Annotated in this window: 21 protein-coding genes and 1 pseudogene; 4 read left to right on the top strand and 18 right to left on the bottom strand. The window is 57.9% G+C overall.

Features of this window, described 5'->3' with window-relative positions:
* Positions 1-202 precede the first annotated feature (202 nt).
* On the top strand, positions 203-2,263 hold the full coding sequence (locus tag GXY01S_RS13095; protein ID WP_061275740.1) for a phospholipase D family protein: 2,061 nt from the start codon (positions 203-205) through the stop codon (positions 2,261-2,263).
* A 43-nt stretch (positions 2,264-2,306) separates the two neighbouring features.
* Here GXY01S_RS13095 and GXY01S_RS13100 read toward each other — a convergent pair whose 3' ends face one another.
* Positions 2,307-2,693, bottom strand: coding sequence for a type II toxin-antitoxin system VapC family toxin (locus GXY01S_RS13100; RefSeq protein WP_025439964.1), 387 nt, complete (start codon positions 2,691-2,693; stop codon positions 2,307-2,309).
* On the bottom strand, positions 2,690-2,935 hold the full coding sequence (locus GXY01S_RS13105) for a type II toxin-antitoxin system Phd/YefM family antitoxin (protein WP_010518373.1): 246 nt from the start codon (positions 2,933-2,935) through the stop codon (positions 2,690-2,692). The genes GXY01S_RS13100 and GXY01S_RS13105 overlap by 4 nt, the downstream gene beginning before the upstream one ends.
* 48 nt (positions 2,936-2,983) lie before the next feature.
* On the opposite strand from GXY01S_RS13105, the gene GXY01S_RS13110 reads away from it, so the two are divergent.
* Entirely contained in the window at positions 2,984-3,259 is a 276-nt protein-coding gene (locus GXY01S_RS13110) for a hypothetical protein (protein ID WP_061275742.1), read from the top strand.
* Between the two features lie 29 nt (positions 3,260-3,288).
* On the opposite strand, the gene GXY01S_RS13115 is transcribed toward GXY01S_RS13110, so the two are convergent.
* The 5 genes from GXY01S_RS13115 to GXY01S_RS13135 form a co-directional block, all read right to left on the bottom strand.
* On the bottom strand, positions 3,289-3,612 hold the full coding sequence (locus GXY01S_RS13115) for a type II toxin-antitoxin system PemK/MazF family toxin (protein ID WP_061275744.1): 324 nt from the start codon (positions 3,610-3,612) through the stop codon (positions 3,289-3,291).
* Positions 3,609-3,827, bottom strand: a complete 219-nt coding sequence (locus GXY01S_RS13120; protein WP_010518053.1) for an antitoxin MazE family protein — start codon at positions 3,825-3,827, stop codon at positions 3,609-3,611. Before GXY01S_RS13120 ends, GXY01S_RS13115 begins: the two co-directional genes overlap by 4 nt.
* A 118-nt stretch (positions 3,828-3,945) precedes the next feature.
* Entirely contained in the window at positions 3,946-4,353 is a 408-nt protein-coding gene (locus tag GXY01S_RS13125) for a hypothetical protein (protein ID WP_061275746.1), read from the bottom strand.
* Positions 4,354-4,404: 51 nt separating this feature from the next.
* Positions 4,405-4,989, bottom strand: coding sequence for a hypothetical protein (locus GXY01S_RS13130; RefSeq protein WP_061275748.1), 585 nt, complete (start codon positions 4,987-4,989; stop codon positions 4,405-4,407).
* 18 nt (positions 4,990-5,007) lie between these two features.
* Complete coding sequence (locus GXY01S_RS13135; protein WP_061275750.1) at positions 5,008-5,706, bottom strand: PD-(D/E)XK nuclease family protein; 699 nt, start codon at positions 5,704-5,706, stop codon at positions 5,008-5,010.
* Positions 5,707-5,918: 212 nt separating this feature from the next.
* Between GXY01S_RS13135 and GXY01S_RS13140 the strand changes: the two genes are divergently transcribed.
* Entirely contained in the window at positions 5,919-6,488 is a 570-nt protein-coding gene (locus GXY01S_RS13140; RefSeq protein WP_169797745.1) for a 3'-5' exonuclease, read from the top strand.
* A gap of 329 nt (positions 6,489-6,817) precedes the next feature.
* On the opposite strand, the pseudogene GXY01S_RS13145 reads toward GXY01S_RS13140, so the two are convergent.
* From GXY01S_RS13145 to GXY01S_RS17320, 5 genes and pseudogenes are all read right to left on the bottom strand, one after another.
* Positions 6,818-7,135: pseudogene (locus GXY01S_RS13145) on the bottom strand (DUF2442 domain-containing protein); the annotation flags it as partial.
* A gap of 92 nt (positions 7,136-7,227) precedes the next feature.
* Positions 7,228-7,587: a helix-turn-helix domain-containing protein gene (locus tag GXY01S_RS13150; RefSeq protein WP_239019504.1), complete on the bottom strand. Its 360-nt coding sequence runs from the start codon at positions 7,585-7,587 to the stop codon at positions 7,228-7,230.
* 61 nt (positions 7,588-7,648) lie between these two features.
* Positions 7,649-8,005: a hypothetical protein gene (locus GXY01S_RS18605; protein ID WP_169797746.1), complete on the bottom strand. Its 357-nt coding sequence runs from the start codon at positions 8,003-8,005 to the stop codon at positions 7,649-7,651.
* A gap of 345 nt (positions 8,006-8,350) precedes the next feature.
* Positions 8,351-8,767, bottom strand: a complete 417-nt coding sequence (locus GXY01S_RS13165) for a type II toxin-antitoxin system HicB family antitoxin (protein WP_061275760.1) — start codon at positions 8,765-8,767, stop codon at positions 8,351-8,353.
* Between the two features lie 10 nt (positions 8,768-8,777).
* Positions 8,778-8,957, bottom strand: coding sequence for a type II toxin-antitoxin system HicA family toxin (locus tag GXY01S_RS17320; RefSeq protein WP_019087453.1), 180 nt, complete (start codon positions 8,955-8,957; stop codon positions 8,778-8,780).
* 802 nt (positions 8,958-9,759) lie between these two features.
* On the opposite strand from GXY01S_RS17320, the gene GXY01S_RS13170 reads away from it, so the two are divergent.
* A complete protein-coding gene (locus tag GXY01S_RS13170) occupies positions 9,760-10,815 on the top strand; it encodes a replication initiator protein A (RefSeq protein ID WP_019092487.1) in 1,056 nt (351 codons plus the stop codon).
* A gap of 40 nt (positions 10,816-10,855) precedes the next feature.
* Here the strand turns inward: GXY01S_RS13170 and GXY01S_RS17325 are convergent, their stop codons facing one another.
* From GXY01S_RS17325 to GXY01S_RS13185, 6 genes are all read right to left on the bottom strand, one after another.
* A complete protein-coding gene (locus tag GXY01S_RS17325) occupies positions 10,856-11,113 on the bottom strand; it encodes a ribbon-helix-helix domain-containing protein (protein WP_081500450.1) in 258 nt (85 codons plus the stop codon).
* 27 nt (positions 11,114-11,140) lie between these two features.
* Positions 11,141-11,800 (bottom strand): ParA family partition ATPase, encoded by a 660-nt coding sequence (parA, locus tag GXY01S_RS17330; protein ID WP_082770873.1) that lies wholly within the window; start codon positions 11,798-11,800, stop codon positions 11,141-11,143.
* A 325-nt stretch (positions 11,801-12,125) separates the two neighbouring features.
* A complete protein-coding gene (locus GXY01S_RS17335) occupies positions 12,126-12,314 on the bottom strand; it encodes a PIN domain-containing protein (protein ID WP_010517100.1) in 189 nt (62 codons plus the stop codon).
* Between the two features lie 3 nt (positions 12,315-12,317).
* Positions 12,318-12,572, bottom strand: coding sequence for a ribbon-helix-helix domain-containing protein (locus GXY01S_RS13175; protein ID WP_061275762.1), 255 nt, complete (start codon positions 12,570-12,572; stop codon positions 12,318-12,320).
* A 45-nt stretch (positions 12,573-12,617) separates the two neighbouring features.
* Complete coding sequence (locus GXY01S_RS13180) at positions 12,618-13,253, bottom strand: tyrosine-type recombinase/integrase (protein ID WP_061275764.1); 636 nt, start codon at positions 13,251-13,253, stop codon at positions 12,618-12,620.
* Positions 13,250-13,570: a WGR domain-containing protein gene (locus GXY01S_RS13185; protein ID WP_174520971.1), complete on the bottom strand. Its 321-nt coding sequence runs from the start codon at positions 13,568-13,570 to the stop codon at positions 13,250-13,252. The genes GXY01S_RS13180 and GXY01S_RS13185 overlap by 4 nt, the downstream gene beginning before the upstream one ends.
* Positions 13,571-13,616: the final 46 nt, after the last annotated feature.

The following is a 13,616-nucleotide window of genomic DNA, read 5'->3' on the forward strand; positions in this document are numbered from 1 at the left end:
CGAATTCCGTTCTTTCCCGTTCTATCGAAATTTACTCTGTATGGGCATATGCTTTACGTATCCACCGCCCTCAACCGCCGTGTGGCAACAGGCATCACCTGACGCCGAAAAAATGACATTTCTCCCTATCGTGATCCCACGCTGGTCCTCAGTCGCGCAATCGTAGGTGGTCTCATCCCCTTCATGCCTGCCGGAGCCCCGCATGACGGATCTGCTTTCAGACCTGCCCTCACGACAGCCTGCCCCCCTGACTGTCTTTCAGGCCCGACTGGACGCGCATGCCCAGCAAAACTGGCAGGACGTGTTCGCAGGTTTTTCCACGCTTCGGGCCATTACCTTTTCCAGCTCGCTGGAATTCCTGCTCGACCTTGCCGAACAGTTCGAAGACATGGAAATCATCTTCGGCGCCGAGCATATCCTGACCAAGATCCACCTGGCCCTTGTCCAGGCCAGCCAGGTTTTTGAAGCCTATGGGTTCCGGGACTGCCTGGCTGACCAGAAATCCCTTGTGGAAGGCCTGCGCCAGCTTCTCGGGTCACGCAGCAGCCTCTTCCTGCCGCGCCTGCATGATGGCACGCTGCGCTTCCGGCTGATGACCGGCCGCCCCAGTCATGAAAAGCTCTACCTTCTGTCCGGCCCCGATGGCCACCGGGTGGTTACGGGGTCCGCCAATCTCAGCCTGTCCGCCTTCCATGCCCGCCAGCACGAAGTGATCATCACCTTTGATGACCCAACCGCATGGCACGTGTTCGAAGACTATTACCAACGCGATTACAAACAGAGCGTGCCAGTTGAAGACGAAATCCTGATTGGCGTTTCTCCCACTGCGAAAACAGGGCAGGCGGATATCCCGACGGACCCGATCCCCTACGAGGACGTGCCCATCGTCCGGGCCATCCGGGCCGGGCTTGCGCATGTCGAACAGGGCGGCATCCCCATGCCGGACGGCTTTTCCGCCACGGCCCTGCGCATGGCACAGCGCCTGCGGCAGGAACTGGAAACCGTGCCCCTGCCCATGAACCGCAAGGGCATGGCCCTTGTCACGCCCCGGACGGTCTCGACCTTCCTGCAGGCCCGCAACAACCTGCCCGCACCGGATCGTCCGGCAGATGACATCCCACACGCGACCCTGTCGGTCCGGACGGGCGAAGTCCATCTGAATGACCGGTTATGGCTGTCGGAAAAGGAGACCATACCAGCCGCGCAGGTCGCGCGGGATGCGCGCATGCTGGTCACCTATATCAGCAGTTTCGCGGCGTTTTATGGCAACAGCCAGAGTGCCATGGCATCCTACTGGGCTTTTCTGGTCTGGCTCTATATGGCGCCTTTTGCCGCTTTCCTGCGGCAGGGCGCCGTCATCAACCATATCGACCCGTGGCTCTATCCACCCTATGCCGTGTTGTATGGCCGCTCCAGCGGGGGCAAGACCTTGTTCACGCGGATCATCGCCCAGTCCATGTTCGGGATCGTCAAGAGCATCCGCTCATCGGACTTTACCGCACAACGTGCGCTGGCCCTGCGCTTCGGGCTGGGAGCCATTCCATTGCTGATCGACGATGTCACGCCTGACCGGATGGGCAAATACGTGCCGGACATGGTCCGTACCGATCATGACATGGCCGAACGCTATGCCCCGATTGTCCTGACCACCAACAAGGATGTCACCAGCATTTCCGCCGATCTCACCAAGCGGATGGTGACCTGCCATATCGATGCCTCTCTGCCCGACAGTCGTGCGCTCCAGACGGAAAGCCCCCGCCGCCTGCAAAAGGAGATCGGCACCGCCCTTTACCGCCAGTATCTGACCCTCATGCTCCCCCAGATCCGCGCCATGCGGATCGAGATGGATCAGGGTGCGGGCAAGACCATTCCGGATGCCTTCGCCATCTCCTCACGCATCCTGCTTTCCCTGCTGGAGCAGCACGTCTCTCCCCGCCCCGACTGGGCCTGTCCGCTCTCGTACCGGACCTATCAGGCAATGCGGGCCATCCAGTTCCAGCGCATCCTTGTCGAGATGATCGGAAGCCACCCTGAAAACATCATCCTGTCACGGGACAAACGTTTCATGCGGGTGCGCTTTGGCGGTGACATTCGCCAGGCCGTGGCCTTCGAGAAATCCGTGCCGGAATTCGTCTTCAAGGGCCGTATCGCGGATACGGTCAAACTGGACCTGCTGGCCATGGAAGAAGAACTGGGCTTCTCACCAGTCCGCAATACCTCCCTGCTGGGGCGTGTCGTAAAAGCCTGGAAGAAACCCGGATAAGCCAACAAGGATGCCTGCATGCACGATCATCCGGTTTCAACGCTCAGACGGCCCTGATGGGACCTGGATAAGCCTGCACGAATGGATCATGGGTCAGGAGGAGCAGGCCCTCCACCGTGGCCTGGGCGACCAGGATACGGTCGAAGGGATCGCGATGGACATCGGGAAGTTGTCCGACCGCCACGGCATGCTGGCTGGTAACAGGCAGTTCCTCGTAATCGTTCTCGATGAGGCCGCGCCGCAACAGGTGCGGATCCACCTGGAAGTCTGCCCGGCCGAGCCCGGCCTTGATGGTGACTTCCCACAGACTGGCGGCACTGAACACCAGCATGTTCTCCGGATTTTCCATGAGAGCCCTGGCGTCAGCGGAGAGTTTCTCAGGTTCTCCAGCCGCCCAGAGGAGCAGATGGGTATCGAGCAGAAGCCTCATGCCTGCCCATCGAACAGCGAACCGATCTCGTCCTGTCCCATGTGATCGAAATCGTCCGGCACCTGCATCCTGCCTGCAAGGAAGCCCAGGCGTTGCTTGTGCTGTTGTTCCGGAGCGGAGATAGGGCTCACCCGTACAACCGGTTTACCGGCCCTGGCGATGATAAAGCTCTCGCCTTTCATTGCAGCGTCGATCAGCCGGGACAGGTGCGTCTTGGCTTCATGGATATTAACGGTTCGCATGGGGCACCCCTTTGGCTTAGCCAAATCAACTTAGTCAGGTTAAGCTGAATGAGCAAGAAAACAGCTTTTGTCGATCTCATCAACGACAATCGTATCATCATGCCCGCCTGCTTGCGGATGGCGGCGACAGTGGTTGCTATCGAAGCAATATCTGGCAATGGAGACATGATCATGACTGATCTTTTCAATGAACTGGCTGCCAAAAGGGTTGCAATTCGCCAGGCCCGGGCCAGCACGAAACCCGCTGTCCCGGCCGATCAGGTGCTTGTGATCCTGAAAGCCGATCTGGCAAAGGTTCAGGCAGCAATTGACGCCACAACATAACCTGCAAATGCCCCTGGGAAAGGATGGGCCTACGCCAGTCCGAGGAAAAGGGCGAGCGCCCGACTGACAGACAGCATGAGGGTATCGCTGGCGATCCCGAAAGCCGGGCCAACCTTCTCGCGGTTGATGGTGGTCGGCTTGTCGATCATGACCTGTGATGGCTTACGTAGCCCATTGTGCTCATCGGGTCGGATTGTCAGGCGAAACAGGGCAGCGTCCACAAGGGCGCTGGAGAGGGGCAGGAGGGTCACGACAGCTGTCATGTCGAACCGATCAGCCTGCACCACCAATGCAGGCTGGGGTTTGCCGAGATCGTCCTGCAGGGCAACGGTTACAAAGTCGCCTCGCTTCATGCCTCCCAGCCATCCAGATCGGCGGCAGCGGCATCGAGGAAAGAGGCAATATCTGGCTCATGCGTGTCAGCCAGGGCTACCAGCATGGCCTGCCGGCGGCATTCCTCGTCAAACCCCTTTGCCCGTGTATCGGGAACCCAGATTTGGACAGGGCGCAGTCCAGCCTTGCGGAGCGTGTCTCGACGCTTCTTTACGCGAATGGCAACAGGGGTCATAGTGCATCCTCTCCATTACATGTAACACAATGAGCGCTCAGGTTTAATGTTTCTGGTTGAGCAGGAACTCATTGTTTGAGGGCACCGCACGATCTGCACGCCAATGCGCACGTCCCGCTCAGTCATACTCAACCGGGAGACCATGCATTTCATCGTCCAGGAGCATGCTGGCGTCGATGCGCGAAAGTGTACGCTCTGGCGCACGCCAACCGGGGATGGCAACGACCTCGGCGGAGCACCCCGTCAGCAGCAGCAGCACGCCATCAAGGTCGAAGCACGCACCGCCATCCGCTCTGGTCATCACGGGACAGTGCAGCAGCAACCCCTGCAACATGTACTCATAGGTATCGATCTCCAGCCACAGGTCTGGCTGCGTCGCGCCGGGATTTGCGCGCACACGACCCATGCGTTCCCAGATTTCACGCGTGCCCGCCTCTTCCTTGAAATCCATCACAACACGGTACTGCCTGCGCGTCAGGACGATTGAACCCAGCGCATCAGCGCAAATCGGGGTATGTATGTTCATGCCTCCTTGGCCATTCTCCGATGGGGGATCGTTGCTGGGTCGCACCGCGTGTCAGTCAAGTTCCTGCCGCAACCGTGCGACTACCTTTGCCAGTGCGGGCTGGCTTGCCACAAGCCGGTCGAGCGTTTCGTGGAACTGTCGCAGGCCATCAACCAGGTCATTGTCCGCCACTCCTCGGACCAGGACGTCCCTGTCCACGTGAAACGGCAGAATCAGCTGCTTTTCATGCAGTACGAAGCCAGTATCCTGCAACAGTTCCACCAGTTCAGGCAGGATACGGTTCCACTTGTTAGCCTTGAAGTTGTGACAGAGTTCCAGCCCCGCGCGCCCATAACCATTCTGGCACAGTCGTGATATCACTGTGATCTCGCTGTCATCAACTGAGTCGAAATCAGTCCACTGAAGGTAGAAAACGACATCTTCATCCGCGCAACTAGGATCATTCCATTCGGGGACTGCCAGCCAGAATTCATCCCCCCGTGTATCGCCGCGCCAGTCATGTTCCTTGATCCAGTCCGCCGTCATGGCATCGAGCGTAGTGTCCACGGCCGCATCGAGGGCTTCGACATGGCGTAGCGTCAGTTCGATATCAGGAAGGTTTTCAATCAGGGCAGCATTGAGTTCGGGCATGTTCATGTCATGATCCTTGTATATTCAGAAACCGTCTATGTGGTCTGCAAACTGCCGTGCCAGCACGCCGTTGAAGCCCGTGGCAGGCAGGCGGCGCAGGATGGCGGCGATATCATGCCAGTCGATGCAGGCAACCCCTGCGGGAGGCCGCTCGGGCAGACGGGGGGCAAGGTACAGAACGGCCGCCCATGCATGTCCCATCGCACGACGTCTGGCCTGCGCGCTTTCGACATAGCGGGTCAGTTGGTCGGGACCTTCCGGGGCATGGATCTTGACCTCGACCAGCAGCGTGAAATCCTGCCCGTCAATGGCGATATCCACCCGGTTGCGCAAGCTTGCCATCGGCCAGTGTTCCGTAAGGACCCCCGCTGCGTGCAGCATCCCGTCCTCTGCTACGTCCGCAGGCAGGTCCATGCGGCGGCGCAGCAGTTCGATTACCCCCCGCAGGACCGCAGCGCCATAGCCATGGGTACCACGCGGGTCTAGCAACCATGCCAGAACGCCGGCGTTGCGCTGCTCGTCGTGTTTCAGGCTCGCCACGTCCCAGACATTGATTGCGTGACCCTGTGCGCGGGCATTGCGCACATATGGCATGACCTGGTGCAGCCATGCCTGAACCTGTCGCGGGGTCTGATCTGGTAGGGGCCGCGTCTGCATATGGCGCAGTAGTCCCATGATGCGCGGAAGCCATGCGAGTACGGGCTCATGCTCATATGCCATCATTGCCTTGGCGCTACCTTTCCTGTCGTATCGGCGGCATTCTGATGGAAAAGGGGAACTGGAACATCCATGTCCCAAGGCATGACTGATATGCAGCGATGGGCGAAAAACGGAATGAAAGTTTTCCCTTACCCGCCTTGCAGGAAGGATTTTTTGCACTTTCCCGACGTCCGGGGTTTGACAGGGGCACGCCTGCGCTAGACGTTGCCGGTCCCATGACACGACATGCCCCGGCCCCATTCCTGTTCGTCGATGTAGAGGCATCTTCCCTGCACGAGGGAGGATTCCCCATTGAGGTCGCATGGGTAACGCAAGACGGGGTGCCTGAAAGCTATCTTGTCCATCCGCAGGAGGGGTGGGCCGAATGGTGCACGCAGGCGGCGCGACTGCATGGCCTGACGCTTACTATGCTGCATGCACACGGGAAGGCGGCACAGGATGTCGCCCATCGTTTCGTGCAGGTCGCGCGCGGGCGGCGGGTCGTCAGCGATGCAACGGCATTTGATGGCGCGTGGCTATCGATGCTGTGCGATGCGGCAGGACTGGCGGCTCCACCACTGCTACCGGTGCAGCTTGCCTATGCCGAAGCGGTAGGGCCGCTGCTCGACCATTCCGCGTCCCGCTCGGTACAGGCACGTATGGCATTGCAGATTGTCGACCATCATGAAGCAGATGAAGATGCGCGCAACAGGGTGCGCCACCGCGCGCTGCACGATGCATGGTCGCTGTTTCGCATATGGCGCGCGATCGCGGGTGTACCCGCCTCGCCGGACCCGCCGGTCTGATCAGGTCGTATGGTCTGGCCCATGCAATGGCATCCGTCATAACCTGTTTTCGGCCTCTGTGGTGATCTCGGTCGACGAACAGCCAGACAAAGGTCATGTTGGGGAGTGGTGAGAGGATGTTCGAAAACGTACGCTAAGGCTCGGGCTGACCTAAGAGATGACCGAAGATAGCTGTTTTCGAAGTTACCTGTCACACAAACGAGCGTTTATGTGACCGTAGTCTGATATGACGAAAACAAGCACAATCCGGTCATATAACCCGTCTTATAAATCTGCGTCTCGCATACGGTATCGCTTACGGTACGTTTTCGAACATCCTCTCACCGGCCTCCCATTTGTGCTGCCATCCAGCTTCGGGAACCATAGATACCGTGGGTCAGGCCTTCGACCAGAACATCGGCATCAAGGCGGGGCCAGTGAAGGCCGTTACCAAGCGGGGTCATCTCGATCTTGGCCAGATCATTCAGGGAAGCGCCCTGCAAACCCTGCAACAAGTCCACTGGCACACTCATCTCAACGCCATTCGAGAGCGTGACGTGAATGGCGCGGCGTGCACGGATAAACCTTGCAGACACCGCATGGGGAACAGTCGCTCTATGGAGCGCACCTGCTTCACGAGCAGCCTGATAGTCCACTTCATTCATCATGTCTCTTCCCCGCCGCTTCCTATGACCGACGCCCCGGCGGTATCGGGAGAAAGGGGACCTGAGGATCCAGAACAAGCCGGACCTGTCGAAATTTACTCCGTATGGGCGTAGGCTTCACGCACGGCTTCCGGCCGATTGGAAATGGCCCGCAGATAACTTTTTGCAGCGGTATCTGGCGTACGTTCCCCGCTTTCCCATCCTTTGATGGTTTCCTCTTCCAGACCATACCAGAGCGCGAACTGTCGGCGACTGAGCTTCAGACGCCGACGAATCAGGGCCACATCCACATCGGCCTTGTGATCGACATGGATCGCCCTGATCCCGGCCTTTGCAAGGTCGGAGATAACCGCCTCGATCGTATCAGTCATGGGCAGCAGAACGATTGCATGCCCTTCCGCCTGTTCCGAGGATTGCCTGATGAGGTCTTCCACCGTCTTCTTGGCGGCCAGCATCGTCAGGCCACGCCTGGACAGCGCCATCGTGGCGGCAATGGAATTGAGATCAGGCCACCCCTCACGCGTCAGGGTCAGGGCGAATCTGGCGCGTGAACCGGAACGGACGCGGGATATGGCCCGGACAGGCCCCAGTCGTGCGAATTCTGCCTTCAATGATGATTTCATCGAGATCCATTCCTTCCAGAACGGCCTGTGCGATCGTTTTCAGATTGGCGAACCCAACCCCATTAGCTGTTGCACCGTGGATGTGAGTCTTGGCCAGCTTCATGAATCCTTGGGATCGATCGACACTGAATTCAGCCATGACCATCAGAACGACACCGGGAGCCTGAATAACCAGGGTTGCGATCGGATCACTGCTCTGGTCATCGTCCATTTCGAACGACAGGTCTTCGACCGTCCACCGTGACTTCATGCTGAATTATAGGTTCAATGAACCTATAATTCAAGCAGATCCCGTCGGCGTCCTGCCGGCAGCAGGGCCGGCCCGTACAGGATCTCGGCCTGGGTCAGGTGCGCAATATGCCTGTCATGATGACGGCCAGGGCGGATATTGTGCAGATGGCTGTACCAGTTTGGAGATTCAGAGGCTTCACGTGAGCCTCCATAGCCACAGCGATCCGGCCGGTTGGCCCAGCGATGGTCCCGGCTGTGTCTGCGGCTGTGATGATAGGTGCGAGACATGGGAGCTTCCCCTCCATGACGCACGGAGTGATTTCCGGGCGTACCTACATCGCCCGATCTCCCCTGTTCTGGTTGTTCATTTGCTCCTGACCACCGGCTTAAGCCTTGCCTGCAGGGTCATGGCCGCGATCATGCCGGAACGGCTCTCATGGGATGATCTGGCAAGCGCATCCAGCCGCTCCAGAACGCGCCTGGGAAGGGAGATGTTCGCCCGTTCCACCCGGTCATCGAGAACGGCCGGATCAATGGTGACAAAGCCCACTGTCCAGCCCTCATAATCCGGGTTGTTCTGGATGGCGTCGAGCGTGCTGGGAGAAGGCACAGCCTCTCCGGCATCCAGCGTGGCATCGATCCATGCCGCAGCGGCCTCTTCCGCATTGGAAATGGCTTCATCGAGCGTGTCGCCTGCCGAAAAGCAGCCGGGAAGGTCAGGAAAGACAACACCAAACGCCGTTGCCTCGCTGCCCCGTTCGATAACAACCGGATAGCGCATGATGATCCTCCTAGAGACCCGCCTGTTTGCGGATGGCGGCAACCAGACCGGTGCCCAGATCCTTTTTGGGATGAGGGACGACCACGATCCCTGGTCGCGACGGATGTTTGAAGACGTTGTGTGAACCGCGCACGCGATCCAGCTTCCAGCCTGCTTTTTCCAGCTCCCGGATCAGATCGGCACTTTTCATTTACACATCATACACACGGCCTGACCCCTGTTCAAGAAGGCAGGTAAAAGGATGTGACCAAGCCGTCAATTCCCTGCAATGCCCGTAGAGCACTCTGGGAGGCCGCACAGAGCGTAATTCCCTCTATGGTCTACCCTGTGCCAGCCACCACGTTCGATAACGCCTGTACGGTCATCCTGTAGTGCCTGGTGGGCATGCTGCAACATGTGAGGCGCTGAATGACCGTCTGAACTCCGTTGTGTCTTGAGCAGATTGCGGTCTTGCCCGGTTTTTCTGGCGTTGCAGGTGTCGGGCGAGCGCGGAGCGGGAGCCCCGTAGGGCGCCGAAGGTGCCGACGCAGGCGGGGAGGATGCGTTTATCGCATTGTCATATGATATTTTCACGCCGAAGGCGTGTCCGTTTAGCGCAGCCCGGAAAGGGCGAGCAGGGGGATGCCGGGTGGGAGATCGCGCGAAGCGCGATCGGGGCGGCCGTAGGCCGCGAGCCGGCGGGGGCAGAGCCCCCAAGAGGCGGTGATCAAATTTAAATTTGGAATTTTTAGGATTTGAGAAATTATCCACAGGATGAAAAACCAAAGACGGTGTTAAATATGTGTTAGATTCTGTGTTAAGGGATTCCAATGGGTCCATAAGCAGATGATTTAAAAAGATAAATTATCGTAATTCCGCTGTTTTGGTATTTAAAACCCCGAATCTTGGTATTTAAAACCCCGAATCTTGGTATCTGAAACCCCGAATCTTGCTTCCGGTATTTAAAACCCCGAATCACTTGACACGGGTATCTGAAACCCCGAACGTAAGTTATGGTATCTGAAACCCCGAATCAGCCAGTTGTTTATGAGGCTCTTTTACCGGAGCGTCATCCTCAGCATGACCTGTTCATCTGCGACGTGGCAGATGCGGTACTTAAGGATGTGATGCCCCAAATGGAGCATCCGTTCTATTCCTTGTCCAAAAAACCTGAGACTTCCATTCGCCGCTATGAGCATAATGGGCAATGGCTGGAAATCACGCCAAGCGTGAAGGGTCTTGCTACAATCTACGACAAGGATATTTTGATCTACTGCATTTCACAGATCATGGCGAAGCTAAAAGCCGGGGAGAAGGTATCGCAACGGGTGCGGATCAGCAGCCGTGACTTACTTATCTTCACCAATCGCGGTACGGCAGGTAAAGACTATAAGGCCCTCATCGAAGCCCTCGACCGCCTTGAGGGAACCCGTATCCGCACCAACATTGTCACAGGCGACGAAGAACAGGTGGACGGTTTTGGCCTGATCGACGCTTCATCCATCCGCCGTAAACTCGGCCTCGACGGCCGCCTGTTGCATTGCGAAATCAAGCTGTCGGATTGGGTCTTTAACGCAATCAAGAGCAATGATGTTCTGACACTACACCGTGATTATTTCCGGCTACGCAAACCGTTGGAACGACGCGTTTATGAACTAGCCCGCAAGCATTGCGGTCAGCAAACAGCATGGAAAGTCTCTCTTGAGATTCTGTTGAAAAAATCAGGCTCTCAAAGCCCAGAAAAGCTATTCCGACAGATGATAAAAAATCTCGCAGCGAGCGATCATCTGCCAGATTACCGTGTCGAATTCGATCTCCAGAAAGACATGGTAACATTTATCAATCGCGGCACGATGAAAGCTGCCGAGCCCGCAGCAGAGGCTTGGATGGGCGCGCTCGATCCTGATATTTACGGGGATGCTCGGAACGTCGCACCAGGTTGGGATGTACACCATCTCGAAAGAGAATGGCGTATGTGGCTGGGTGATAACGAGATCGCCCCGAAGAATCCCGAGCGGCATTTCATCAAGTTCTGCGAGACGTGGTTTGCTAAGCGCGGTCAACCCTGATTGTGCAAATATACAAGCATACTTCTACGTGAAATAGGGGTCAGCGCTCTCCAAAAGGATGGCGCCCGTGCTTACGCATCAGGTCATCAATGGCTTCCCCAATCAAACCCTGAATAGTTGTATCAGTATCAAGGGCGAGTTGATGTAGTCCCTTGCTAACCGCTGGGGAAAAATATCCCACCACAGCCCGCTTACCTTCTCTCGGATTGCGCGAGCGGGCTTTCTCTACCACTGCTTGCGCTTCCGGTTCCACAACCGATGGCGCGACCGTCTTTTTGAGACCAGCAAACCGACTCATGCTGTACGTCCTTAACTTAGAAATTTGCTAACGTGTTTTTGTATCATCTTGTTTGTGTGATGGCATGTTAACTTGATCACACACCCAATTCCACAACCGTGCCACATCAGCAGCAGCCTTGCTGTCCGGCTCCGCTTCCTGCGCAGTCTGACCGGAACCAACGCTATGATGAAAAATCGCACGCTCTGACAAGACAACAGGAGCAACAGGGATGCCGAACTGCGCCACGACCGCAGCCGCCTCTCTATAAACTTGAGGCGCACGAGGAGGCCCTGCAGTAAAAATCACAAAGGCAGGCTTGCCACTGGCTCGCACAAGTTCTGCCGTTGTTCTGACAGCATCCATATCGAAAGCGCGTGGTCTACATGGAATCAATAAGAAGTCAGCGACACGGCACGCCTCACGCGCCATAATATCGGCATGAGGCGGGGTATCTATTATTGATAGCTCTGCGCCTAGTTCAGAGGCTTGCTCCAGCTTTCTTGATAACAAGGCGTGGGCTGCACAATCCACCACATCCGGGTCGGCATCCCCTCGCCACGCTTTCCATGAACTTGCAGTCGCTTGAGGGTCTGTATCGAGGATAAGAGAAACGTATCCAGCGGCACTGGCACTGGTCGCCAGGTGCAGGGCAAGCGTCGTCTTCCCAGCCCCCCCCTTCTGACTAATGATCGCGATTGTTTTCATGCCATCATGTTTCCGTGTTAACATATTAACTCATTATCATGATATTTTGATAACTCAATATCTAACTCACAAAAAACGAATAATTTAATCGAACCGAACATTTCATATATCTCCAGCCGATGTGTTGGCACTCATTTCAATGTCATCGTGTTAACATGAGAGCATGAGAGCATGAGAGCATGAGAGCATGAGAGCATGAGAGCATGAGAGCATGAGAGCATGAGAGCATGAGAGCATGCTGACATCATATTTGCTCTATATACAATAGCCTAATAATGTTCTGGCTGATCTGCAATGAGAGCTGTCAAGTCCCGACCTTCATTGATCAGAGGGCAGGCGGCAGATGAGCGAGGATCTTGAGATACCGGGTCACGTGCCGCAGTTCGTCTAGCTGCTCGGTCGAAGTCAGTAACTCGCATTGTCCTGCCTGCCATAGCCCGAGCAGATACGCTGGCAGGGATTTTTCAAAAAGCAGGGCACTGATGAGAAGATTGGTCTTGGTGGCCAGACGCACGCTTTAGCTGGACTTGTCTGTTGCCAGCGTGGCGGTCACGGCCTCACCGATCAGGTCCTCCAGCGCGTCCGGCTCCATATCTGCGAACCCACTCCGGGCTTCCGCCATCGTCCTGTCGAACACATGCCAGCGCACCGCCTCCTCGATGAAGCGCGACAGGTCGCCTTTCTTCATGCCATGCTGCGCCAGGAAACCACGTACGGCGATATCGGTTTCGCGGGAGACCGAAACCGTCCAGCGGACCATATCAGTCGACATGTCGGTGCTTATACGCTTGTTGTGATTTCCCTTTCGCAAAATGCATTACCCCCACATTTTCCGTGCGATATCCTGCTCCTCGGCGCCGACGGCATCGGCGTAGATGGCGGTGGTGGAGAGCTGGGCATGGCCGAGCCATTTCTGCACCATGTTAAGGGGGATGCCGCTGGAGACGGCGGCGACGCCGAAGGCATGGCGCAGGCCCTTGGGGGACGCGGCCGGGCCGGACAGGCCGGCGGCGTCCATGACCGCATGCACGGCCCGCCAGCCGGTCATGCGGGACCAGGGCCACAGCCGGGCGGCCGATCCACGGCCCCGCCGAGGCTGGGCCTCGCGGATGCCATGCACCAGGTCCAGGGCCTCGAGCAGGGACGGGGGCACCGGCACGGCGCGATAGATCCCGTCCTGGCGTTTCTTGAGCGTGGCGAACACCAGCACGCCACCGGCCAGGTCCACCCGGTCCGCCGTCAGGGCGAGGGCCTCGGACAGGCGGCAGCCCGACCAGGCCAGGGTCATGCACAGCGTGCGGGCCTCGCGCGGCGCCGGCTCGGCCGCGCGCAGGAACCGCGCCCGCTCGGCAACCGTGAGGTATTTGCGGCTCCCGTCGCGGTCGAACAGCTGCATCCCGCCGGGGGCGCCTGCCGGGGTCACCCGCTGTCCCGGTTTCGGGGTACCGCTCATCCGGCTGTCCTGTCGCGGTAACCCCGCCGGCGCTTGGCCCGGAGCTGGCGGGCGAGAGCGTCGCGCGCCTGCCCGGCATCATGATGCAGTTCGCAGACCTGCCGGCCAGCCGTCCCGATCCGTCCCCACTGCCGCACCAGGGCGGTGCCGCCAAACAGGTCGGGCTGCAGCGACAGATGGTAGAAGCGCCAGCAGTTGATGGCCGGGTCCACGCGCACCAGCGCCGCCGTTTCGGGGAACAGCGACAACTGGCAAGGCGGCCGGACAGGGGCCTTCGGGGCAGGTCTGGGCATGATGTCCTGAAAAGTGTAACACATATCCCCCGCCCAGGACAGGAAAACCGCCGCTGATGCGGGACAGGTT

This window comes from Komagataeibacter xylinus NBRC 15237, assembly GCF_001571345.1.
Classification (GTDB): domain Bacteria; phylum Pseudomonadota; class Alphaproteobacteria; order Acetobacterales; family Acetobacteraceae; genus Komagataeibacter; species Komagataeibacter xylinus.

Coding starts and splice junctions, on each gene's coding strand:
- GXY01S_RS13165 (WP_061275760.1), bottom strand. CDS start 8,767: ATGCGCTATCCGGTTGTTATCGAACGGGGCAGCGAGGCAACGGCGTTT.
- GXY01S_RS13110 (WP_061275742.1), top strand. CDS start 2,984: ATGAGCAAGAAAACAGCTTTTGTCGATCTCATCAACGACAATCGTATC.
- GXY01S_RS17320 (WP_019087453.1), bottom strand. CDS start 8,957: ATGAAAAGTGCCGATCTGATCCGGGAGCTGGAAAAAGCAGGCTGGAAG.
- GXY01S_RS13150 (WP_239019504.1), bottom strand. CDS start 7,587: ATGCTGGCCGCCAAGAAGACGGTGGAAGACCTCATCAGGCAATCCTCG.
- GXY01S_RS13125 (WP_061275746.1), bottom strand. CDS start 4,353: ATGAACATACATACCCCGATTTGCGCTGATGCGCTGGGTTCAATCGTC.
- GXY01S_RS13185 (WP_174520971.1), bottom strand. CDS start 13,570: ATGTGTTACACTTTTCAGGACATCATGCCCAGACCTGCCCCGAAGGCC.
- GXY01S_RS13120 (WP_010518053.1), bottom strand. CDS start 3,827: ATGACCCCTGTTGCCATTCGCGTAAAGAAGCGTCGAGACACGCTCCGC.
- GXY01S_RS13105 (WP_010518373.1), bottom strand. CDS start 2,935: ATGCGAACCGTTAATATCCATGAAGCCAAGACGCACCTGTCCCGGCTG.
- GXY01S_RS13135 (WP_061275750.1), bottom strand. CDS start 5,706: ATGATGGCATATGAGCATGAGCCCGTACTCGCATGGCTTCCGCGCATC.
- GXY01S_RS13140 (WP_169797745.1), top strand. CDS start 5,919: ATGACACGACATGCCCCGGCCCCATTCCTGTTCGTCGATGTAGAGGCA.
- GXY01S_RS17325 (WP_081500450.1), bottom strand. CDS start 11,113: ATGAGTCGGTTTGCTGGTCTCAAAAAGACGGTCGCGCCATCGGTTGTG.
- GXY01S_RS13115 (WP_061275744.1), bottom strand. CDS start 3,612: ATGAAGCGAGGCGACTTTGTAACCGTTGCCCTGCAGGACGATCTCGGC.
- GXY01S_RS18605 (WP_169797746.1), bottom strand. CDS start 8,005: ATGAAGTCACGGTGGACGGTCGAAGACCTGTCGTTCGAAATGGACGAT.
- GXY01S_RS13095 (WP_061275740.1), top strand. CDS start 203: ATGACGGATCTGCTTTCAGACCTGCCCTCACGACAGCCTGCCCCCCTG.
- GXY01S_RS13130 (WP_061275748.1), bottom strand. CDS start 4,989: ATGAACATGCCCGAACTCAATGCTGCCCTGATTGAAAACCTTCCTGAT.
- GXY01S_RS13170 (WP_019092487.1), top strand. CDS start 9,760: ATGGTATCTGAAACCCCGAATCAGCCAGTTGTTTATGAGGCTCTTTTA.
- GXY01S_RS13100 (WP_025439964.1), bottom strand. CDS start 2,693: ATGAGGCTTCTGCTCGATACCCATCTGCTCCTCTGGGCGGCTGGAGAA.
- parA (WP_082770873.1), bottom strand. CDS start 11,800: ATGAAAACAATCGCGATCATTAGTCAGAAGGGGGGGGCTGGGAAGACG.
- GXY01S_RS13175 (WP_061275762.1), bottom strand. CDS start 12,572: ATGTCGACTGATATGGTCCGCTGGACGGTTTCGGTCTCCCGCGAAACC.
- GXY01S_RS13180 (WP_061275764.1), bottom strand. CDS start 13,253: ATGAGCGGTACCCCGAAACCGGGACAGCGGGTGACCCCGGCAGGCGCC.